Below are 19,639 nucleotides of genomic sequence, written 5' to 3' on the forward strand. Positions count from 1 at the left end.
CATAGGTGCGGACCATGACCAGTCTTCCCGACCTTTTCCGCTTCCGTTCGCGCCATCCCACCGTATCGGTGATCCGCCTTCAGGGGCCGATCGGCGTGGGCGGGGCGCGCTCCCTGACCGATCAGGCGCTCGCCCCCGTCATCGACGCGGCGTTCAGGGGCAAGCCGGCCGCCGTGGCGCTCCAGATCAACTCGCCGGGGGGCTCGCCGGTGCAGTCCTCCTTGATCGCCGCGCGCATCCGGCGGCTCGCGGTCGAAAAAAAGGTTCCTGTTGTCGCCTTCGTGGAGGACGTGGCAGCCTCGGGCGGCTACTGGCTTGCCACGGCCGCGGACGAGATCTTCTGCGATCCGGGCTCCCTCTTGGGCTCGATCGGCGTCATCAGCGCGGGCTTCGGCTTCCAGGACCTGATCGCCCGGCTGGGGGTGGAGCGGCGCGTTCACACGGCGGGGCGTTCCAAGTCCCTGCTGGACCCGTTCCGGCCCGAAAAGCCCGACGACGTGGAACGCCTGAATAGTTGGCTGTCGCAGCTCCATGACGTGTTCATCGCGCATGTACGGTCGCGCCGGGGCGCGAAGCTGGCCGACAACCCCGACCTGTTCACGGGCGAGGTCTGGATCGGCGACGCTGCCGTCAACCAGGGACTAGCGGACGGGATCGGTCATCTGGTCCCCACGCTCAAGGCGCGCTTCGGCGACAAGGTCCGCTTCCGCCGCTACGGCATGCGACGGCCCTTCCTGTCGCGCTTCGGCCTGGCGCTGGTCGAGGATGCGGTCGGCCTGATGGAGGAGCGGGCCGCCTTCGCCCGCTTCGGCCTGTGATCCTCATCAAGGCCGCCATTCTTTTCCTGGTCTTCATGGTCGGGATCGCGATCTGGGGCCGCTTCCGCAAGCCGCCCCGCCGGGCATCCCGGGGGGACAAGTTCTGTCCGTCCTGCGGTCGTCCCAAGATCGGGAAGGGGCCGTGCCCTTGCCGGCGGGCATGAGGGCGCTCGTCACCGGAGGGGCCGCCCGCCTCGGCCGGGCGATGGCACTCCGGCTGGCCGAGCGGGGCCACGACATCGCCGTCCACCACAACACCTCTGAGAAAGAGGCTCACGACACTGCCCGCGCCATCGAGGCCCTAGGTCGTCGTGCCGTGGCTTTGAAGGCCGACCTCCTCGACGAGGACGAAGTCACGTCGCTGCTGCCACGGGCTGCCGAAGCCCTGGGCGGTCCGATCACCGTTCTCGTCAACAACGCCTCGATCTTCGAATACGACAACCTCTCCAGCGCGACGCGCGACAGTTGGGACCGGCACTTCGGCAGTAACCTCCGGGCTCCGTTCCTGCTGATCCAGGCCCTTGCGGCCCAGGCGCCCGATCCCGTGCCCGACGAGGCCGGGGAGCCGGTCGCCCAGGCGCTGATAGTCAACATGGTGGATCAACGGGTGCGAAAGCTGACGCCCGAGTTCATGACCTACACGCTGGCCAAGGCGGGTCTTTGGACGCTGACGCAAACGGCGGCGCAAGCCTTGGCGCCCCGGATCCGTGTCAACGCGATCGGGCCAGGTCCCACGGTGCGCGGCCATCGCCAGAGCGAGGAGCATTTCGCCCGCCAGCGCGCCGGGACGGTTCTGACGCGCGGCTCGGACCCCGAGGATATCACGGCCGCGCTGGTCTATCTCCTTGATGCCAAGGCGGTCACGGGAGAACTGCTCTGCGTGGATGGCGGGCAGCACCTTGGGTGGAAGACGCCCGACATCATTGGCCGCGGCTAGGTTTATCCACGGTTATCCACAGATTCTCCACTGGGGGCTGTGCACGACTCGGGCACACCGTCGCAGGCGGCGGCCGGGCAGGAAAATTCGAATGATTTGAAACCAATAGTCTGCAGGCCGACCTTCATGCCGCGTTGCGGAGCGTTCGACGGCCCCCTTCACCTCCGCGCGATCCATCCCCCGAGTTGTCCACAGGCCCTGTTGTTCGCCCCCCCGACTCCACGCTAGATTGCCCTCTCAAAGCCGCGATACAGCCATGCCCGACGACCTGCACCCACAGACGCCCGACACGCCTGCCCTGACAGGGCAGGAGCGCATCGCGGCTTACCTGCGCCAGCTCGACAGCTCCCCGGGCGTGTACCGCATGCTCGATGCCGAGGCGCGCGTCCTTTATGTCGGCAAGGCCAAGAACCTGAAGGCGCGGGTGTCGAACTACGCGCGGAGTTCGGGACATTCGGCGCGGATCGCTCGGATGATCCGGGAAACCGCGTCCATGATGTTCCTGACCACGCGGACCGAGACCGAGGCGCTGCTCCTCGAGCAGAACCTCATCAAGCAGCTCAAGCCGCGCTACAACGTGCTCCTGCGCGACGACAAGTCGTTCCCGAACATCATCATCAGCGCCCACAAGTATCCCCAGATCCGCAAGCACCGGGGCGCGCGCACGGACAAGGGCGACTACTTCGGCCCCTTTGCGTCCGCAGGGGCGGTGAACCGAACGCTGAACCAGCTTCAAAAGGCGTTCCTGCTGCGAAGCTGCACCGACTCGGTCTTTACGTCCCGCACGCGGCCCTGCCTGCTCCATCAGATCAAGCGGTGCTCTGCCCCGTGCGTGGATCTGATCTCAGAGGATGACTACGCGGACTCGGTCTTCGACGCCGCGCGGTTCCTGTCCGGCAAGACCACCAAGGTCCAGGAAACGCTCGCCCGCCAAATGTCCGAGGCCGCCGAAGCCATGGAGTTCGAGCGCGCGGCCGCCCTGCGGGACCGGATCAAGGCGCTGACGCAGGTGCAGACCGCGCAAGGGATCAACCCGCGCACGGTGGCCGAGGCCGACATCGTCGCGCTCCACATGGAAGGCGGGCAGGCCTGCGTGCAAGTCTTCTTCATCCGAGCCAACCAGAACTGGGGCAACCACGATTTCTACCCGCGCCTTGCGGGCGACGACGACCCGGCCGAGGTCATGCAGGCCTTCCTCGGGCAGTTCTACTCGGACCGCGATCCGCCGCCGCTGGTCCTGACCTCCTGTGGCGTGGACGACCCGGAGGTGCTGATGGCCGCGTTGTCGGAAAAGGCGCGCCGCCGCATCGACATCGCCGTCCCCCAGCGCGGCGAAAAGGCCGAGCTGGTCGAGGGCGCCCTACGCAACGCCCGCGAGTCGCTGGCCCGCCGAATGAGCGAGTCCGCGACCCAGGCGCGGCTGCTGGACGGGCTGGCCGAGAAGTTCGAGCTGCCCGCGCCTCCGCGCCGGATCGAGGTCTACGACAACTCCCACATCATGGGGACCAATGCGATCGGGGCCTTCATCGTCTCGGGGCCGGACGGGTTCGAGAAAGGCCAATACCGCAAGTTCAACATCGAGACAGCCAAGCCTGGAGACGACTTCGGCATGATGAAAGAGGTGCTGACCCGCCGCTTTACCCGTCTGTTGAAGGAGGACCCGGACCGCGAGAGCCAAGCCTGGCCGGACCTCCTGCTGATCGACGGTGGGCAGGGGCAGGTCTCGGCGGTCTATGAGGTCATGGCCGAACTGGGCGTCCACGACATTCCGATGATCGGGGTGGCCAAGGGCATCGACCGCGACCTCGGCAAGGAGGAGTTCCATCGGACCGGCAAGCGCCCCATGGCACTGCCGCACAACGATCCGGTGCTGTACTTCGTCCAGCGCCTCCGGGACGAGGCGCACCGCTTCGCCATCGGCACCCACCGGGCCAAACGCGCGAAGACCCTGTTGGCCAATCCGCTCGATGAGATCCCGGGCGTGGGAGCGACACGCAAGCGGGCGCTCCTCCAGCATTTCGGCTCCGCCAAGGCGGTGAGCCGCGCGGCGCTCGTGGACCTCAAGGCGGTGCCGGGCGTGTCGGACCAACTGGCCGAAGCGATCTACGGCCACTTCCACGAGAAGGGGTGACCCCCGGCCCGTGCGGGGGCCTGCGGTGTTCAGCCCAGAGCCAGACCGCCAGCACGACCGGAACGACGACGATGCCCAGGACGCCTGGCCCGCCCTGACGGCCGGCGATCCGGGACCGTGGAACAGCCCTGTGCCATGAGGACCTCTGGTGGGCGTCGCGCCCCGACGACCGATGTTCACCGAAGCGTCCGGTTGGCCCAGGTGCCGCCTGGGCTCGGGCTCGAGCCAAGTCCGGGGGCAAGCCGGACGGATCTGCGAAGGAGGCCCATGACGATCCTTCGGGCCGGGCCTTCGGGCCGGGCCTTCGGGCCGGGGCGAAGTGGACCTAGGCAGGCTGGCAGGGCGCTGCGGGTCCACAAAGCTCATCCAGTCGGCATTGCCATGCCTGACGCCCCGATGCCTCAACCGGCCGACAATCCGCCATCGACGGTGCCGTGGCTTTCCCTGCTTCGTGCCAGACGCTACATCCTGCGGCATGATCGTCTGGACCCTCCCCAATACGCTGACCGTCCTGCGCCTTCTTGCTGCGCCCGGGGTGGCCGTGATGTTCCTCTACTTCACTCGGCCCTGGGCCGACTTCCTGGCGCTGACGCTCTTTGTCGGGGCCGCGATCACCGACTACTTCGACGGCTACCTTGCCCGCTTGTGGAAGCAGGAAAGCCGCTTTGGTGCCATGCTGGACCCCATCGCCGACAAGGCCATGGTGGTCATCGCCATCATGGTCCTGACCGGCTATTCGGGCATGAACCCCTGGCTCATCCTGCCCGCCACCGTGATCCTGTTCCGCGAGATCTTCGTGAGCGGGCTGCGTGAGTTCCTGGCCGATCGGGCGGGGCTTCTGAAGGTCACACGGCTCGCGAAATGGAAGACGACGGCGCAGATGGTCGCCATCGCCGTGCTGTTCCTGGGAACGGGACTCGCCGCCATGGACATGCCGCCGCCGCGCGTGGGACGGGTCGGCCTGCCGCCGGGAACGACCTGGGCGGGGCTAGCGACGTGGCTCGGCCTTCTCCTGATCTGGATTGCCGCCGCGCTGACCGCCATCACCGGCTGGGAATACTTCCGGAAATCCCTGCCGTTCCTGAGGGACGCCTGATGATCGACGTGCTTTATTTCGCCTGGCTGCGCGAGCGCACGGGCCACCCGCGCGAAAGCCTGGACACCCAGGCCCCCACCGTCGCGGCCCTGGTGGAGGAGTTGCGCGCGCGGAGCGAGGGTCATGCGCTGGCCTTTTCTGACCTGCGGGCGGTGCGCGTGGCCGTGGACCAGAAGCTCGCCTCCCTCGACGCCCCGCTAACCGGGGTGCGGGAGGTGGCCTTCTTTCCGCCGATGACCGGAGGCTGACCATGGATGTCCGCGTCGCGCCCGAGCCCTTCGATCCGGGGGCCGAGTTGTCGTCCTTCACCGCTGGGGCGGAAGGGGCCGGCGCGGTGGTCAGCTTCACGGGCGTCGTGCGCGGGGACGGCGGCCTGAGCGCCATGGAGATCGAGCATTACCCAGGCATGACCGAGGTCGCCATCAGGGCCATGACGGATCAGGCGCGTGAACGGTTCGGCCTTGTCGCGGTGCGGGTGATCCACCGGCATGGACGGCTCTCCGTCGGAGAGCCGATCATGATGGTGCTTGCGGCCGCCCCCCATCGGCGTGCCGCCTTCGATGCGGCGGACTTCCTCATGGACTGGCTCAAGTCCCGCGCACCCTTTTGGAAGAAGCAACTGGGCCCCGATGGCGGCGCCTGGGTCGGGGCCCGCGACGAAGACGAGGCGGCCTTGGGCCGGTGGATCTAAGGTCGTAGGCAACGCTGCCATGCGGCGCTTGCGCTTCTCGGGCGACTGCCCCAAGGTTATTACAGCCATGAGAGGCGGGCCTGTCCCCGCCCGGAAGCAGGGAGGGTTCTGCCCATGACCAACGTCGTCATCGCCTCGGCCGCACGCACCGCCGTCGGCTCGTTCTCCGGCTCCTTCGCCAACACGCCTGCCCATGACCTCGGGGCTGCCGTGCTCCGCGCCGTGGTGGAACGCGCAGGCGTCGAAGCCGGCGAGGTGAGTGAGACGATCCTGGGCCAGGTGCTGACCGCGGCCCAAGGCCAGAACCCGGCCCGGCAGGCGCATATCAACGCGGGCCTCCCGCAGGAAAGCGCCGCCTGGAGCCTCAACCAGGTCTGCGGCTCCGGCCTGCGGGCCGTGGCGCTGGGCGCGCAGCACATCATGCTGGGCGACGCGCAGATCATCTGCGCCGGCGGACAGGAGAACATGACCATGTCGCCCCATGCCGCGGCCCTGCGCGCCGGGCACAAGATGGGCGACATGTCCTTCATCGATACGATGATCAAGGACGGGCTTTGGGACGCCTTCAACGGCTACCACATGGGCCAGACGGCCGAGAACGTCGCCCAGCAGTGGCAGATCTCGCGCGAGCAGCAGGACCAGTTCGCGGTCGCCTCGCAGAACAAGGCCGAGGCTGCCCAAAAGGCTGGCAAGTTCAAGGACGAGATCGTTCCCTTCACGATCAAGGGCCGCAAGGGCGACACCATCGTCGACAGCGACGAATACATCCGGCACGGCGCCACCCTGGATTCGGTCGCGAAGCTGCGCCCCGCCTTCACCAAGGACGGCAGCGTAACGGCCGGCAACGCGTCGGGCCTGAACGACGGTGCGGCGGCGGTGCTTCTCATGTCCGAGGAGGAAGCCCAGCGTCGGGGGATCGAGCCGCTGGCGCGGATCGCGTCCTATGCGACCGTCGGCCTCGATCCATCGATCATGGGCGTGGGGCCGATCTACGCCTCGCGCAAGGCCCTGGAAAAGGCGGGCTGGAAGGTCGGGGACCTTGATCTCGTGGAGGCGAACGAGGCTTTCGCAGCGCAGGCCTGCGCGGTGAACAAGGACATGGGCTGGGATCCGTCCATCGTGAACGTCAACGGCGGCGCCATCGCGATCGGCCACCCGATCGGCGCATCGGGAGCAAGGGTGCTGAACACCCTTCTGCACGAGATGAAGCGGCGGGACGCGAAGAAAGGCCTCGCCACCCTTTGCATCGGCGGCGGCATGGGCGTGGCCCTCTGCGTCGAGCGGTAACGAGTTTCGCGGCCCTTCGGGGCGGCGAGGGGGTGGCCCGGCTAGGGAGGAGAGCCGGGCCACCCGTCCAATCCAGAACGGACGGGAGGAGTCTGACATGGCAAGAGTTGCCCTTGTGACCGGAGGGTCGCGCGGGATCGGTGCGGCGATCTCCAAGGCGCTGATGGCCGATGGCTACCAGGTCGCCGCGAGCTATGCGGGCAACGACGCCGCCGCGCAGGCCTTTACCGAAGGAACGGGAATCAGAACGTTCAAGTGGAACGTCGCCGACTACGAGGCCTGCAAGGCCGGCGTGGCCGAGGTCGAGGCGGCGCTGGGCCCGATCGAGGTGCTGGTGAACAACGCCGGGATCACGCGGGACGCGCCGTTCCACCGGATGACCCCCCAGCAATGGCACGAGGTCATCGACACGAACCTGACCGGCCTGTTCAATATGACTCATGTCGTCTGGGGCGGCATGCGCGACCGCAAGTTCGGGCGGGTCATCAACATATCGTCCATCAACGGCCAGAAAGGGCAGTTCGCCCAAGCCAATTATGCCGCCGCCAAGGCCGGGGACATCGGATTCACCAAGGCCTTGGCCCAGGAGGGTGCGCGGGCGGGGATCACCGTCAACGTCATAGCGCCGGGATACATCAACACGGAAATGATGGCGGGTATCAAGCCCGAGGTCATGGACACCGTTATCCTGCCGGCGATCCCGGTCGGCCGCCTGGGCGAACCCGAGGAGATCGCGCGCTGCGTGGCGTTCCTGGCCTCGGATGCGGCCGGGTTCATCACCGGCGCCACATTGTCGGCGAACGGCGGCCAGTACATGGCGTGACGAGGGCTGCCGGTGCCTTGGCCCGCTCTGTCGCGGATGGGGCGCTCAGGCTTGGGTCATCGGTGGCCAGGGACGGAGACTCTCGGCCTCGATCCACTCGCGCACCCAAGGAGGTAGGTCGGGTGGGGGAAGGTCCAAGCCCATGGCCTCCAGCACGTGGATGGGAGCCACGATGCCATTCCGGTCGGTGATGGCAGAGCGGATCAGGATATGGCTGGCGCAGGCGCCGTCGGGAAGCCACATGGACTGCTCCACGTAGAAGAAGCGGCCGTCCCAGCCCAGGGCACGGGTCCTCATGTCTATGCGGTCGAACAGACGGATGCGCTTGCGATAGCGGACCGAGGCGCCAGCGACGGCGACCTGCCAGCCTTGCCGCCGCAAGGTCTTGGTCAGGCCGATCTTCCGTGACCAGGGAATACGTCCCAGGTCATAGAGCGTGAGGGTGCGCCCGTTGTTGAGTTCGGCGAAGATGTCGAGATCCCAGGGCCAGCAGAGATGCCGACTCTGGTGGGTGCCGGTCAGCGGCAGGGCCGGGTCGGCGCGGTGCCGCCAGGACTGGAGCACAAGGCGGAAAACGGGATACATGGCTGGCCTCCGGCATGGTCCTCGCCCGAAGATCGCGGATGCGTCAACCCTGACGACGGGTCACGGGGCCGCAGGCCATCTGCCGGGGATTGCGCGGGCCGGGCGCGCCCCTTAGGTCAGGTCCGGAACGAAGCGGGCACACGAGGCGACGGGCGGTCATGCAATCCCTTTTCGAGATTCTTCTCCTGATCCTCGGGATCGCGCGGCTGTTCATCTTCGCGCATTTCATCATGAGCTGGCTTCTGGCCTTCAACGTGCTGAACCCGCGCCAGCAGTTCGTCCAGCAGGTCTGGCAGGGGCTGAGCCGGGTGCTGGAGCCCATCTACCGCCCGATCCGCAGCATCCTGCCCTCGATGGGCGGCCTCGACCTTGCGCCGCTGATCGCGCTGATCGCGATCTATGCGCTCGAGATCATCCTGCGGAACAACGCGGGCCTGTTCCTCTGAACGCCATGAGCGGGGATGCGGGCAGCACCCTCCTGAGGGAGGTCTGGGGCTTCGACTCCTTTCGACCCGGCCAGGAGGAAATCGTCCGCGCCGTGGCCGAAGGCCGTGACGTGCTGGCCGTGATGCCGACGGGCGGCGGCAAGTCGCTATGCTACCAGTTGCCCGCCCTGCTGCGGGACGGGCTGACGGTCGTCATCTCGCCGCTGATCGCATTGATGCGGGATCAGGTGCGCGCCCTGACGGCAGCCGGAGTGGAGGCCGGGGCCTATACCTCCGCCAACACCGACGAGGAGAACGAGGCGCTTCGCGAAGGCCTGCGCGAGGGACGCATCCGACTCCTTTACCTTGCGCCCGAACGCCTTGCGTCCTCGGGGACGGCGGCGGCGCTGAAGCGCTGGGGCGCCACGGCCATCGCCGTGGACGAGGCTCATTGCGTGGCCCAGTGGGGTCATGATTTCCGCCCCGACTACCTGCGGATCGGGCAGCTTCGAGCGGAGCTGGGCGTGCCGCTCGCGGCCTTTACCGCAACCGCGGACGAGGAGACGCGGGACGAGATCATCGAGAGGCTGTTCGGCGGACGCGAGCCGCTGGTCTTCCTGCGCGGCTTCGACCGGCCGAATATCCATCTGGGTTTCACCCTCAAGGACTCGCCCCGGAAGCAGGTGATCGATTACGCCAAGCGCCGGAAGGGGCGTGCCGGGATCGTCTATTGCGGCACCCGGTCCAAGACCGAGGTTCTGGCGCAGGCATTGCGCGAAGCGGGGCTGAGCGCGATCGCCTACCATGCGGGGCTTGAGCCTGACGCCCGGCGGCTGGCCGAAGAGCGGTTCCAGCGCGAGGACGGGCTGATCGTGGTGGCGACCGTCGCCTTTGGCATGGGCGTGGACAAGCCCGACATCCGCTGGGTCATGCACGCCGATCTGCCAAAGTCGGTAGAGTCTTATTATCAGGAGATAGGGCGCGCGGGACGCGACGGGCTCCCCGCCGAGGCGCTGACGCTTTATGGTCCCGAGGATATTCGTCTCAGGCGCAGCCAGATCGACGAAGGCGGCGCGCCAGAGGCACGAAAGCTCGCGGACCACGGACGGCTCAACGCGCTCCTGGGCATCGCCGAGGCCGTCGGGTGCCGCCGGGTGGCGCTGCTGGGCTATTTCGACGAACAGGCCGGGCCCTGCGGTGCCTGTGACAACTGCGACCAGCCGGCGGATGTCTTCGATGCGACCACGCCCGCGCGGATGGTGCTTTCAGCGGTCAGGCGGACCGAAGAATGGTTCGGCGCCCAGCACCTGATCGACATCGTCATGGGAATCGAAACCGAGAAGGTCATCGCGCGGAGCCACAACCAGCTTCCGACCTTTGGGGTCGGCCAGGAGTGGGACCGCAAGCAGTGGCAGGCCATCGTGCGGCAGATGCTGGGGCAGGATCTCCTGCGTCCCGATCCGTCGCGGCATGGGGCATTGCGCCTCACGCAACTCGCCGGGCCGGTGCTCCGGGGCGAACAGACGGTCACCATGCGCCGCGACGTGCTCCCGCCCAAGGGGCGGGGCACCACGCGGGACGAACCGCGCGCCATGGTGACCGAGGAGGACCAGGGCCTGCTGTCGGCGCTCAAGGCGCACAGGCGGGCGCTGGCGCAGGCCGCGAACGTGCCGGCCTATGTGGTCTTCACCGACAAGAGCCTGATCGAGATGGCCGAGAAGCGGCCCACCACACTGGATGCCATGGCCCGGATCGGCGGGGTAGGGGCCAAGAAGCTGGACACCTACGGGCGGACCTTTCTTGAGGTCATCCTGGGCGAGTCGCCGGAGCCGGTGCATCCGCGCCGTCAGAAGCTGGCGGGCCGCGAGGAGGCCAGCGTGTTCGACAGGCTCCAGACCGCGCAGGCCGAGCTGGTTCGGGGCCCGCACGGACGCGACAAGCCGCTGTCGCTGAACGCGAGCGCCTTGGCGCGGATCGCCGCGCAGCATCCGCGCGACATGGGCGGGCTGGAGCGGCTCATCGGCCCCCGTGCCCTGGAGCGCTTTGGCGAAGCGTTCCTGCAGATCCTTCGGGACGGCTGAGCGGGCCGTCCCGCCTTTCAGGCCGCGAAAACCCGGGTCGGGCGCAGGGTGCCGCTTTCGTACACGCCGACCGCGATGGCGCGGCCTTCACGGCTGGCCCAAGCCTCATCGCCCCATTGCAGGCCATCCGCCGGGAAGACCATTGCGGCCCCGCCATTGCGCAGGAGCGCCACGCTTGCCTCGGGACAGCGGCATTCGGGCAGGCCGACAAGGGCCGTCTCCAAAGGCAGAAGGCGGGCGTCAAGCGCTTCGCCTTGGCCCACAGCCTCGATCTCGGGCCAGGCGACGGCGCCGTGGAGCGAGAAGGGACCAGACCAGATCCGGCGCAACTGGGTGACATGGCCGAGGCAGCCGAGCGAGCGCCCCAAGTCGCGGGCGATGGAACGAACATAGCCGCCCTTCCCGCACACCATCTCGAACACGGCGTGGTCGGGATCGGCGCGGCCCGTCAGCTCCAACTTCTGAACAAAGAGCGGGCGCGCGGCCAAGTCCAGCACTTCGCCGTCGCGGGCGAGGTCATAGGCGCGCTCGCCCTCGACCTTGACCGCCGAGAAGGCGGGCGGAACCTGCATGATGTCGCCACGGAATGCGGGAAGCGCGGCTTCGATCTGGGCGTCGCTCGGACGCAGGTCGCTGCTCCTCGTGGCAGCGCCCTCGGCGTCGTCAGTCGTGGTCTCCTGGCCCCAGCGCACCGTGAACTCATAGGCCTTTAGCGCATCGGTGACATAGGGCAGGACCTTGGTCGCCTCGCCCAGCGCGACGGCAAGGAGGCCGGTCGCGGCGGGGTCGAGCGTGCCCGCATGGCCCGCCTTCTGCGCCTGCATGGTCCAGCGGATCTTGTTCACCACCGACGTCGAGGTGATGCCCGCAGGCTTGTCCACGATCACGAAGCCCGAGATGGCCCGGCCCTTGCGCGTGCGTCCCATGTGGCCCTCCTTGGCTGGAAAGGCCCGCGCCCTAGACGGGACGGGGGCGGGGGTCAAGCCTCAGCCCGGATTGGCGTCCTCGGCCAGGAGACCCACGATCGGTCCCATGGGAAAGCCCCAGTCATCGCGGCCAATCGTCGGGGCATGAAGGCGCGAGATGTTGCCGTCGAAATAGAGCGCGTCCGGCAGCCCCAGCCCGTCGCGGAAGAACCGCGCGAACTGGTGGAAGGTCACGGGCCCACCGGAGATGGCGAACACCGTGCGGCTGCCATCCTCGGAGGCGCCGACCCCATTGCGGACGTACCGCGAGTCGGAGTCGGGCAGGAAGCGGGAATGCAGCTCCCCATCGATGACCAGCATGGGGCCGGACTGGGTGGCCGCGTCGCAGGTCCGCGCCCCGTCAGCATAGGCAAGGGTTTCGACCACAAAGGCACCCTCGTCCGAAAGGCACAGCAGGCCGTTGGGCAGGAGGCCGAAATTGCCGGGACCGGCCTGGGTGACCAGGGGCGCAAGGTCCTGCCCGTCCTGGCGGAAAAGGCCTACCGGACGGCGGTCCGGATGATACATGCCGGCATTCATGGCGAAGGCGAGCGGACCCTGCGCAGCCTCCACGGCCTGGAACGTGCCGAAGGGCCGGCCGGATTCGTCGTTCAGGAACAGCGACAGCCGCTCCTCGCGCGGGGCCACCTCGCAGGTCGTGTAGGGCACGCCCTCGAACTCGACGTCCTGACAGGTCAGCGAAGTGGCCGGCGCGGCCAGGGCCACCCACGCGACGCAGGCGGCGCGGATCACTCGGGCGCGTCCTCCAGGTCACGCCGCACCCGTTCATCCGAGAACATCCGACGCGTAGCCTCGATGCGGTCGAAGGTTTCGTCGATCTCGAACTTCAGGTCGGGGACGTGCTTGAGAGTCATCTCGCGGCCGATCTGGTGCCGGATCTCGGGCTTGTTGCGGCGCAGCGCGGCAAGGATGGACTCGCGGTTGTTGCCGCCCAGCGGGAGGACATACGCCGTCGCCCGCTTCAAGTCGGGCGTCACCCGGACCTCGCCCACTGTGATGGACACGCCGTCGAGCTCGGGATCGTGGAGGCCGCCTTGGGCCAGGATCTCGCTCAGGGTGCGACGGATGAGTTCACCCACGCGCAGCATGCGCTGGGAGGGACCGGCGGGAAGGGAAGGGCTGCGGCTCATGGGCGCCATGTAGGGGTCTGCGGGCCGAATGCCAAGCGCGCTGGCCTTGGTCGGGGCCGGAAGCTAGAGGAGGGGCGCCAAGGGAGGGATCGCGATGCAGGATGTGCCGGGGCTGGTGGTGACGGGTGTCTCGGGGCGCATGGGGCAGACGCTAGTGCGGCTGATCGCCGGGGCACCGGACCGGGCGCGGCTCGTGGGGGCGGTCGGTCGGGCCGGCCATTCCTGGATCGGGCAGGACGTGGGTGAGGCCATGGGAGGGCCCGCCTTGGGCGTCGTCGTGACGGACGACCCGCTGGAGGTCTTCGCCCAAGCGCAGGGGGTGATCGACTTCACCACCCCCGCAGCCACCGTGGAGTTCGCGGGCCTCGCGGCTCAGGCCCGGGCGGTTCACGTGATCGGCACGACGGGGCTGGAGCCCGAGCATCTGGCCAGGATCGCCGCCGCTGCGCGTCATGCGCCCATCATCCGGGCGGGCAACATGAGCCTGGGCCTGAACCTTCTCACGGCCCTGACCCGCAAGGTCGCCGAGGCGCTGGGAGACGACTGGGACGTCGAGATCGTGGAGTCGCATCACCGTATGAAGGTGGATGCGCCGTCGGGAACGGCCCTGATGCTGGGCGAGGCAGCGGCGGCGGGACGCGGCGTGTCGCTGGATGCGGTGTCGGACCGGGGCCGGGACGGGATCACAGGCGCCCGGACCAAGGGGCATATCGGCTTTGCCAGCCTTCGGGGCGGCGATATCGTTGGAGAGCACGACGTCCTGTTCGCCGGTGAGGGCGAGCGAGTGGTCCTGCGCCACGTGGCGACCGACCGAGCCATCTTTGCCCGGGGAGCACTGCGGGCCGCGCTCTGGGGACAGGACAAAGCCCCCGGCGAATACACGATGATGGATGTGCTGGGCCTCTGAATGGCTGGCCCATGCCGATCGCTCAGAAGTCGATCGCGCGTCCCTTGAGTTCGTAGTCGCCGTAGCGCACGGCCTCGAGACCCTCTCGACCGCCCTTCTCGGGCGGCAAGGGAAGGGGGCGGGCGGCCTTGCGGCGTGCCTCGGCTTCGGCCAGCGCGCGCTGGGCTTCGGGTGGGAGCGGGCGGTCTTGGGACATCTCAGACACCTCGGGCGGAACGCCCGTGCCTTGCGGGGGACGGGCCTGGGACATATAGGGCGGCCGGTCGCGACGGGGCAAGGACAGCCATGGCACGAGAGCGGACGGGCCCGTCGAAGGACGAAGGCGAAGACCGGGCGGGCCTTGGGCCCCGCCGGGCCGCCTGGCGGCTTCTGAATGCGGTGACGACCGAAGGCATGCTCCTGTCGGACGCCCGGGCGGCGGCGATGGTAGCGAACCTTCCCCCGGAGGGACGGGCCCGCGCCCAGCGGCTCGCGACCGAGACGCTGCGAAACCTGTCGCGGGTCGATGGCTGGCTGGCGCCACGGCTCCGCAAAGGCCCTCCCCCGACGATCCGAAACGTGCTGCGGCTGGGAGCCCTGGAGATCGGGCAGGGTGAGGCCGGGCACGGTGTCGTGAACGCGGTGGTGGCCCTGGTGTCCGAAGGCAAGCGGACCGAGGGGTTCCGCAGTCTGGCAAACGCGGTCCTGCGGAGCCTTGCGACAGAGGGGCCAGAGGGATGGGCACGGCAGGAGCCCCCGCATCTGCCCGACTGGCTGCGCAGCCCGCTCATCGAGGCCTGGGGCGGGGCGGCGGTCCGGGGCATGGAAGCCGCCCATCTGGCCGGCGCGCCCCTGGACCTGTCCGCGAAGGAAGATCCGGCTGCCTTGGCGCAGGCCTTGGGCGGGCGGCTCCTGCCCACGGGCAGCGTGCGGGTCAATGCGGGCGTCCAGGTGACGGCGCTGCCCGGCTACCAGGAAGGGGCCTTCTGGGTGCAGGATGCGGCGGCAGCCATTCCCGCCCAAGTGCTCGCGCCCCGGCCGGGCGAACGAGTGCTGGACCTGTGCGCAGCGCCCGGGGGCAAGACCCTCCAGATGGCGGCGATGGGGGCAGAGGTCACGTCGCTCGACCTGTCCGCCCCTCGGCTCGACCGGCTGCGCGACAACCTTGCGCGGACCGGCCTTCGGGCGCGGGTCCTGCAAGGGGACGTGCTGGACTTCGCCGAAGGGGGCTGGGACGCGATCCTGCTCGATGCGCCCTGCTCGGCCACGGGCACCATCCGGCGGCATCCAGACCTCCCCGTCGCGCGGGACGGGGCCGAGATCTCGGGCCTCATCGAGCTTCAGGCGCGCATGATCGACCATGCGGTCCCGCTCCTTCGACCGGGGGGACGGCTCGTCTTTGCGACCTGCTCGCTCCTGCCTGACGAAGGGGAGGTGCAGGCCGAGACCGCGCTTGAGCGGCATCCCGGGTTGGTGATCGAAAGGCCGGACCTGCCCGGGCTCGATCCGGCCTTGCACACGGAACTAGGGCTTCGGATGCGCCCGGATCATTGGGCCGATCTGGGCGGGCTGGACGGCTTCTTCGTCACGCGGCTCCGCAAGCCAGACGCGTGACAAGGGCGCGACGCCCAACAGATTTCGCGCCATGGGGCGGGTGACAATCGGCTTTCGCCCGGCCTAGTGTCCGACGTCATTCATGGGAGACAGGCGTGAGCCGAGCGATGGGATGGGGCGCACGGAGGGCCGCGCTGGGCCACCGCATCCAGGCCCGTCTGGCATCCCGCGCCCGTCCTGGTGGCCCCATTGCCTGGCCCGAGCCGCGCATCGCCGGCGATCCTGCCCGAGGGCGTCAGCTTCTTCGCGGGCGGCTGCGCCTCGGAGAGGAACTCCTGGAGCGCACGGACCTTTCGCCTTGGGATCTGGCTTTTGGAGAGCCAGAGGCGGTGCGCCTTCATGGAATGGCATGGCTTGACGACCTCTCGGCAGTGGGAAGCGTGCAGGCGCGCCGCCATGCTCAGGTCTGGGTCGCGGAGTGGATCGCGCGTCATGGACGCGGGACGGGTCCGGGCTGGACGCCCGAGCTTGCCGCGGACCGGCTGATCCACTGGATGGGTCATGCGCAGTTCCTCCTGCATCCGCCGGGAATCGGGGAGGAGAGCCTGGGCTGGGCCACGGCGGTCCACGCGCGCTTCCTCGAACGTCGATGGCATCAGGCTCCGCCGGGCCGGCCCCGCGTCGCCGCGCTGGTCGCCCTGGTCTTTGCTGGACTGGCCCTGCCGGACCGGCGAGCCCTGGCCACCAAAGCTACGGAGGCGCTGGCCCAGGAAACGGGTCGCGTGATCGACTCGCAAGGGGCCATCGCCACCCGCAATCCGCAAGAACTTCTGGAGATCGTGGCCCTTCTGGTAGCTACGAACCAAGCCCTGACGCGGGCCGATCTGCTGCCAGACCCGGTGATCGGAGCGACCATCGCCCGCGCCGCGCCAACTTTGCGCGCCCTGCGCCACGCCGATGGCGGACTGGCCAGGTTCCACGGAGGCTGCCGGGGGGCCGAGGGGCAGTTGGACCAAGTGCTCGCGGCCGCAGGGCGCCCGTCGATGGCGGTGCTGCGGGCCGGGGTCCCCCTGCATATGGGCTTTCTTCGCCTTGCCGCTGGACGCACGACGGTGATCGCTGATGCCGCGCCACCTCCCAGGGGAGCCGTCTCGACCCTGGCTCATGCCTCGACCTTGGCCTTCGAGCTCACCTCAGGGCGGCGGCCCCTGGTGGTAGCGATCGGTCCGGGGCGCAGCTTCGGCCCGCGCTGGCGCCGGGCGGCGCGCGCCACGGCGGGCCATTCGACCCTGGCTCTCGACATGGTGTCCAGTTCACGACTCGGCCTTCCTTTGCCCGGCGAGGATGGGGCGCGATTCGTGGAGGTGCCGGCCCGGGTTCTGGCCGAGGCGGGGCCGCAGACGGATGGGCTTCGGGTGGAACTTGCGCATGACGGCTGGCGCCCGAGCCATGGGCTGACGCATGCGCGGCTCCTTCATCTATCGCCCGAGGGGCGCAAGCTTCAGGGGGAGGATCTGCTCACCACCCTGACCGCGGCCGATGCGATCGCCTTCGACGCCGCGCTGAACGCTTCCAACCATCTGGGACTGGCCTTCGCAGTGCGATTCCACCTTCACCCGGATGTCGAGGCGGAGCTGCTGGCGGATGGATCGGTCGGCATGACCCTTCCGAGCGGCGAGGACTGGGTCTTCTCCCACGAGAGTGACGCGGCGTTGATCCTGGAGCCTTCCGTGTATCTGGAGGAAGGACGGCTGAGGCCGCGGCCCACGACGCAGATCGTGCTGGAGGGCCGGGCCCTGCGGCCCGCGACGCGCCTGCGCTGGACACTGGCCAAGGCCTACGGCACACCCGAGGGCCTGCGCGACCTGAAGCCCCGGATGGACTGGGACGAGGAGGACGAGGAATGACCGACGATCTGCGACCCATCCGCCGCGCGCTCCTGTCGGTGTCCGACAAGGCGGGGCTCCTCCAACTGGCACAAGGGCTTGCTGCAAGGGGCGTGGCGCTGGTGTCCACCGGCAACTCGGCCGGGATGCTCCGCGACGCTGGCCTTGAGGTCACCGAGGTGGCTCAGGTTACCGGCAGCCCGGAGATGCTGGGAGGGCGCGTGAAGACGCTGCACCCGCGCATCCACGGCGGCATTCTGGGCAAGCGGAGCGACCCGGAGCATCTGGCCCAGATGGAGGAGCACGGCATCCTCCCCGTCGACTTGGTGGTGGTGAACCTTTACCCGTTCGAAGCGACAGTGGAGCGCGGCGCGTCCTTCGAGGAAACGGTCGAGCAGATCGACGTAGGCGGGCCCGCAATGATCCGTGCAGCGGCCAAGAATCACGCCGACGTGGCGGTGCTGACCGATCCGGCTGATTACATAGGGCTCTTGGACGAGGTCGCGCAGCATGGTGGCACGACCGGCGCGGTCCGGCGCCAGCTCGCGCGCAAGGCCTTTGCACGGACGGCGGAGTACGATGCCGCCATCGCTGCCTGGATGGTGAGGGACGAGGCCGCGCCGCCGTTCCGCGCAGTGACCGGGCGGCTCGTGCAGACGCTGCGCTACGGCGAGAACCCGCACCAGAAGGCCGCTTTCTACAAAGGTGGCGAGGCGCGGCCCGGCGTGGCGACCGCCCGGCAGTTGCAAGGCAAGGAACTGAGCTACAACAATATCGCCGACACGGACGCGGCTTATGAACTGGCGGCCGAGTTCCCGGCCGACGAAGGCGCGGCCTGCGTCATCGTCAAGCACGCGAACCCTTGCGGCGTGGGCACAGGAGCGAGCCTGACCGAGGCCTATGCCAAGGCGCTGGCCTGCGATCCGACCAGCGCCTTTGGAGGCATCGTGGCGCTGAATCGCCCTCTCGACGCCGAGGCGGCCGAGGCCATCGCCAAGGTTTTCACCGAAGTGGTCATCGCCCCCGAGGCCGATGAAGGCGCGCAGGCCGTGCTGGCGCGCAAGGGGAACCTGAGGCTGCTGCTGGCCGGCGGGCTGCCCGAGGCGGCGGCATCGGGTCTGCTGTGGAAGCAGGTCGCGGGCGGGTTCCTGGTGCAGGATCGCGACGCGGGCGTGTTGGACTTGTCCCGCTTGCGGGTCGTGACCCGGCGCGCACCCACCGAAGACGAGATGCGCGACCTGCTCTTTGCCTGGCGCGTGGCCAAGCACGTGAAGTCCAATGCCATCGTCCTGGCGCAGGACGGGGCGACCGTAGGGGTCGGCGCGGGGCAGATGAGCCGGGTGGACTCGGTCCGGATCGCCACCCGCAAGATGAGCGAGATGGCCGCGCCCCCTTCGGCCCCGGTATTGGCCTCGGATGCCTTCTTCCCCTTTGCGGACGGGCTGCTCGTCGCAGCGCAGGCAGGGGTGAAGGCCGCGATTCAGCCCGGCGGGTCGATGCGCGACGCGGAGGTCATCGCGGCGGCTGACGAAGCGGGGCTTGCCATGGTATTCACCGACATGCGCCACTTCCGGCACTGACATGCCCCGACTTCGCCAACCCCCGCCGACACGGCTCATGGTCTGGACGGCCTTTTGGGTGTTCCTTCTGGATCAGGCCACCAAATGGCTCGTGGTCCATTGGCTGGACCTCCGCACGCGACTCGAGATCGACGTGCTGCCGCCGCTCGTGAACTTCCGCATGGCCTGGAACCGGGGCGTGAACTTCGGGCTCTTTGCCGATGTCGACATGCGCTGGGTGCTGATCGCCTTGGCGCTGGCCATCTCTGGCTTTGTGGTCGTCTGGGTGACGCGCGAAGGAGGGAGCCGCCTCGTCCATGTCTCGGCAGGGCTCCTGGTGGGGGGCGCGCTGGGGAACGTCATCGACCGGGCGCTCTATGGCGCTGTGGCCGACTTCCTGAACATGAGTTGCTGCGGCATCGAGAATCCCTATGCCTTCAACGTGGCCGACATCGCGGTCTTCGCTGGCGCTGTGGGACTCGTGCTGTTTGCGGGCCGCGGCAAGGGCAAGGCGCAGCCCGTCAAGCCAGTCAAGCCCGCCAGGCCTGCAAAGACGGGGTGACGCCCTGATCGCGCTGCGCTATGACGGGCGCCATGACCGGGTCGACTTGCATCAGATACGCGGCTTTGGCCGCCTTTATGCTCCTCACCGCCTGCGGAGGACCGCGGGGCGACTGGCGCGCCGACTTGCGGCGGACGACGCCCAACCCTGTGGTGCTCGTCCCGGGGCAGCCGCTCGTGATCCCTTCGACCCTGGACCTGCC

General features: G+C 68.6%; 20 protein-coding genes. 15 read left to right on the top strand and 5 right to left on the bottom strand.

Translation table 11 applies throughout. From position 1 onward, the window contains the following. The first annotated feature begins 14 nt into the window (after nucleotides 1-14). From FHG66_RS13220 to phbB, 8 genes are all read left to right on the top strand, one after another. Complete coding sequence (locus FHG66_RS13220) at nucleotides 15-818, top strand: S49 family peptidase (RefSeq protein ID WP_139077528.1); 804 nt, start codon at nucleotides 15-17, stop codon at nucleotides 816-818. Nucleotides 819-978: 160 nt separating this feature from the next. Continuing rightward, nucleotides 979-1,755: an SDR family oxidoreductase gene (locus FHG66_RS13225; RefSeq protein WP_139077561.1), complete on the top strand. Its 777-nt coding sequence runs from the start codon at nucleotides 979-981 to the stop codon at nucleotides 1,753-1,755. Between the two features lie 256 nt (nucleotides 1,756-2,011). Beyond that, the gene (gene uvrC / locus FHG66_RS13230) at nucleotides 2,012-3,886 is read left to right on the top strand and encodes an excinuclease ABC subunit UvrC (protein WP_139077530.1); all 1,875 of its coding nucleotides are present in this window, start codon (nucleotides 2,012-2,014) and stop codon (nucleotides 3,884-3,886) included. Nucleotides 3,887-4,364: 478 nt separating this feature from the next. Further along, nucleotides 4,365-4,982, top strand: a complete 618-nt coding sequence (gene pgsA / locus FHG66_RS13235) for a CDP-diacylglycerol--glycerol-3-phosphate 3-phosphatidyltransferase (RefSeq protein ID WP_139077562.1) — start codon at nucleotides 4,365-4,367, stop codon at nucleotides 4,980-4,982. Then, nucleotides 4,982-5,230, top strand: a complete 249-nt coding sequence (gene moaD, locus FHG66_RS13240; RefSeq protein WP_139077532.1) for a molybdopterin converting factor subunit 1 — start codon at nucleotides 4,982-4,984, stop codon at nucleotides 5,228-5,230. Before pgsA ends, moaD begins: the two co-directional genes overlap by 1 nt. 2 nt (nucleotides 5,231-5,232) lie before the next feature. Further along, complete coding sequence (locus tag FHG66_RS13245; RefSeq protein WP_139077533.1) at nucleotides 5,233-5,673, top strand: molybdenum cofactor biosynthesis protein MoaE; 441 nt, start codon at nucleotides 5,233-5,235, stop codon at nucleotides 5,671-5,673. A gap of 114 nt (nucleotides 5,674-5,787) precedes the next feature. Next, the gene (locus tag FHG66_RS13250; RefSeq protein WP_139077534.1) at nucleotides 5,788-6,960 is read left to right on the top strand and encodes an acetyl-CoA C-acetyltransferase; all 1,173 of its coding nucleotides are present in this window, start codon (nucleotides 5,788-5,790) and stop codon (nucleotides 6,958-6,960) included. 97 nt (nucleotides 6,961-7,057) lie between these two features. After that, on the top strand, nucleotides 7,058-7,783 hold the full coding sequence (gene phbB, locus FHG66_RS13255) for an acetoacetyl-CoA reductase (protein WP_139077535.1): 726 nt from the start codon (nucleotides 7,058-7,060) through the stop codon (nucleotides 7,781-7,783). A gap of 45 nt (nucleotides 7,784-7,828) precedes the next feature. On the opposite strand, the gene FHG66_RS13260 is transcribed toward phbB, so the two are convergent. Beyond that, nucleotides 7,829-8,368 carry an acyl-CoA thioesterase gene (locus FHG66_RS13260; RefSeq protein ID WP_139077536.1) on the bottom strand — a complete coding sequence of 180 codons (540 nt, stop codon included), beginning with the start codon at nucleotides 8,366-8,368 and terminating at the stop codon, nucleotides 7,829-7,831. A 158-nt stretch (nucleotides 8,369-8,526) separates the two neighbouring features. On the opposite strand from FHG66_RS13260, the gene FHG66_RS13265 reads away from it, so the two are divergent. Beyond that, complete coding sequence (locus FHG66_RS13265) at nucleotides 8,527-8,814, top strand: YggT family protein (RefSeq protein WP_139077537.1); 288 nt, start codon at nucleotides 8,527-8,529, stop codon at nucleotides 8,812-8,814. 5 nt (nucleotides 8,815-8,819) lie between these two features. Then, nucleotides 8,820-10,874, top strand: coding sequence for a DNA helicase RecQ (recQ, locus tag FHG66_RS13270; RefSeq protein WP_139077538.1), 2,055 nt, complete (start codon nucleotides 8,820-8,822; stop codon nucleotides 10,872-10,874). A 17-nt stretch (nucleotides 10,875-10,891) separates the two neighbouring features. Here the strand turns inward: recQ and truB are convergent, their stop codons facing one another. Genes truB through rbfA form a run of 3 tightly spaced genes read right to left on the bottom strand, consistent with a single transcriptional unit; the run spans nucleotide 10,892 to nucleotide 12,990 of the window. Then, on the bottom strand, nucleotides 10,892-11,800 hold the full coding sequence (gene truB, locus FHG66_RS13275; protein ID WP_139077539.1) for a tRNA pseudouridine(55) synthase TruB: 909 nt from the start codon (nucleotides 11,798-11,800) through the stop codon (nucleotides 10,892-10,894). A 60-nt stretch (nucleotides 11,801-11,860) separates the two neighbouring features. Continuing rightward, on the bottom strand, nucleotides 11,861-12,592 hold the full coding sequence (locus tag FHG66_RS13280; RefSeq protein WP_425471739.1) for a phosphodiester glycosidase family protein: 732 nt from the start codon (nucleotides 12,590-12,592) through the stop codon (nucleotides 11,861-11,863). After that, the gene (gene rbfA / locus FHG66_RS13285; RefSeq protein WP_176556246.1) at nucleotides 12,589-12,990 is read right to left on the bottom strand and encodes a 30S ribosome-binding factor RbfA; all 402 of its coding nucleotides are present in this window, start codon (nucleotides 12,988-12,990) and stop codon (nucleotides 12,589-12,591) included. The genes FHG66_RS13280 and rbfA overlap by 4 nt, the downstream gene beginning before the upstream one ends. A gap of 94 nt (nucleotides 12,991-13,084) precedes the next feature. On the opposite strand from rbfA, the gene dapB reads away from it, so the two are divergent. After that, nucleotides 13,085-13,897 (top strand): 4-hydroxy-tetrahydrodipicolinate reductase, encoded by an 813-nt coding sequence (dapB, locus tag FHG66_RS13290; protein ID WP_139077541.1) that lies wholly within the window; start codon nucleotides 13,085-13,087, stop codon nucleotides 13,895-13,897. Nucleotides 13,898-13,919: 22 nt separating this feature from the next. On the opposite strand, the gene FHG66_RS13295 is transcribed toward dapB, so the two are convergent. Continuing rightward, nucleotides 13,920-14,093 carry a DUF1674 domain-containing protein gene (locus FHG66_RS13295; RefSeq protein WP_139077542.1) on the bottom strand — a complete coding sequence of 58 codons (174 nt, stop codon included), beginning with the start codon at nucleotides 14,091-14,093 and terminating at the stop codon, nucleotides 13,920-13,922. A gap of 89 nt (nucleotides 14,094-14,182) precedes the next feature. On the opposite strand from FHG66_RS13295, the gene FHG66_RS13300 reads away from it, so the two are divergent. The 4 genes from FHG66_RS13300 to lspA all read left to right on the top strand — a co-directional run bounded on the left by FHG66_RS13300 (nucleotide 14,183) and on the right by lspA (nucleotide 19,437). Further along, a complete protein-coding gene (locus FHG66_RS13300; protein WP_139077543.1) occupies nucleotides 14,183-15,490 on the top strand; it encodes an RsmB/NOP family class I SAM-dependent RNA methyltransferase in 1,308 nt (435 codons plus the stop codon). Nucleotides 15,491-15,585: 95 nt separating this feature from the next. Further along, the gene (locus FHG66_RS13305; protein WP_342777490.1) at nucleotides 15,586-17,337 is read left to right on the top strand and encodes a heparinase II/III family protein; all 1,752 of its coding nucleotides are present in this window, start codon (nucleotides 15,586-15,588) and stop codon (nucleotides 17,335-17,337) included. Beyond that, nucleotides 17,334-18,896, top strand: coding sequence for a bifunctional phosphoribosylaminoimidazolecarboxamide formyltransferase/IMP cyclohydrolase (purH, locus tag FHG66_RS13310; protein ID WP_139077544.1), 1,563 nt, complete (start codon nucleotides 17,334-17,336; stop codon nucleotides 18,894-18,896). The genes FHG66_RS13305 and purH overlap by 4 nt, the downstream gene beginning before the upstream one ends. A gap of 1 nt (nucleotide 18,897) precedes the next feature. Further along, entirely contained in the window at nucleotides 18,898-19,437 is a 540-nt protein-coding gene (lspA, locus tag FHG66_RS13315; RefSeq protein ID WP_139077545.1) for a signal peptidase II, read from the top strand. The last annotated feature ends 202 nt before the right edge of the window (nucleotides 19,438-19,639 follow it).

This window comes from Rubellimicrobium rubrum, assembly GCF_006152115.1.
In the GTDB taxonomy this organism is placed as follows: domain Bacteria; phylum Pseudomonadota; class Alphaproteobacteria; order Rhodobacterales; family Rhodobacteraceae; genus Rubellimicrobium; species Rubellimicrobium rubrum.

Bases quoted from the DNA above. Each gene is read 5' to 3' on its own strand.
- phbB (WP_139077535.1), top strand. From the start codon at position 7,058: ATGGCAAGAGTTGCCCTTGTGACCGGAGGGTCGCGCGGGATCGGTGCG.
- FHG66_RS13245 (WP_139077533.1), top strand. From the start codon at position 5,233: ATGGATGTCCGCGTCGCGCCCGAGCCCTTCGATCCGGGGGCCGAGTTG.
- dapB (WP_139077541.1), top strand. From the start codon at position 13,085: ATGCAGGATGTGCCGGGGCTGGTGGTGACGGGTGTCTCGGGGCGCATG.
- purH (WP_139077544.1), top strand. From the start codon at position 17,334: ATGACCGACGATCTGCGACCCATCCGCCGCGCGCTCCTGTCGGTGTCC.
- moaD (WP_139077532.1), top strand. From the start codon at position 4,982: ATGATCGACGTGCTTTATTTCGCCTGGCTGCGCGAGCGCACGGGCCAC.
- truB (WP_139077539.1), bottom strand. From the start codon at position 11,800: ATGGGACGCACGCGCAAGGGCCGGGCCATCTCGGGCTTCGTGATCGTG.
- FHG66_RS13220 (WP_139077528.1), top strand. From the start codon at position 15: ATGACCAGTCTTCCCGACCTTTTCCGCTTCCGTTCGCGCCATCCCACC.
- lspA (WP_139077545.1), top strand. From the start codon at position 18,898: ATGCCCCGACTTCGCCAACCCCCGCCGACACGGCTCATGGTCTGGACG.
- FHG66_RS13260 (WP_139077536.1), bottom strand. From the start codon at position 8,368: ATGTATCCCGTTTTCCGCCTTGTGCTCCAGTCCTGGCGGCACCGCGCC.
- rbfA (WP_176556246.1), bottom strand. From the start codon at position 12,990: ATGAGCCGCAGCCCTTCCCTTCCCGCCGGTCCCTCCCAGCGCATGCTG.
- recQ (WP_139077538.1), top strand. From the start codon at position 8,820: ATGAGCGGGGATGCGGGCAGCACCCTCCTGAGGGAGGTCTGGGGCTTC.
- uvrC (WP_139077530.1), top strand. From the start codon at position 2,012: ATGCCCGACGACCTGCACCCACAGACGCCCGACACGCCTGCCCTGACA.
- FHG66_RS13225 (WP_139077561.1), top strand. From the start codon at position 979: ATGAGGGCGCTCGTCACCGGAGGGGCCGCCCGCCTCGGCCGGGCGATG.
- FHG66_RS13295 (WP_139077542.1), bottom strand. From the start codon at position 14,093: ATGTCCCAAGACCGCCCGCTCCCACCCGAAGCCCAGCGCGCGCTGGCC.
- FHG66_RS13265 (WP_139077537.1), top strand. From the start codon at position 8,527: ATGCAATCCCTTTTCGAGATTCTTCTCCTGATCCTCGGGATCGCGCGG.
- FHG66_RS13250 (WP_139077534.1), top strand. From the start codon at position 5,788: ATGACCAACGTCGTCATCGCCTCGGCCGCACGCACCGCCGTCGGCTCG.
- FHG66_RS13300 (WP_139077543.1), top strand. From the start codon at position 14,183: ATGGCACGAGAGCGGACGGGCCCGTCGAAGGACGAAGGCGAAGACCGG.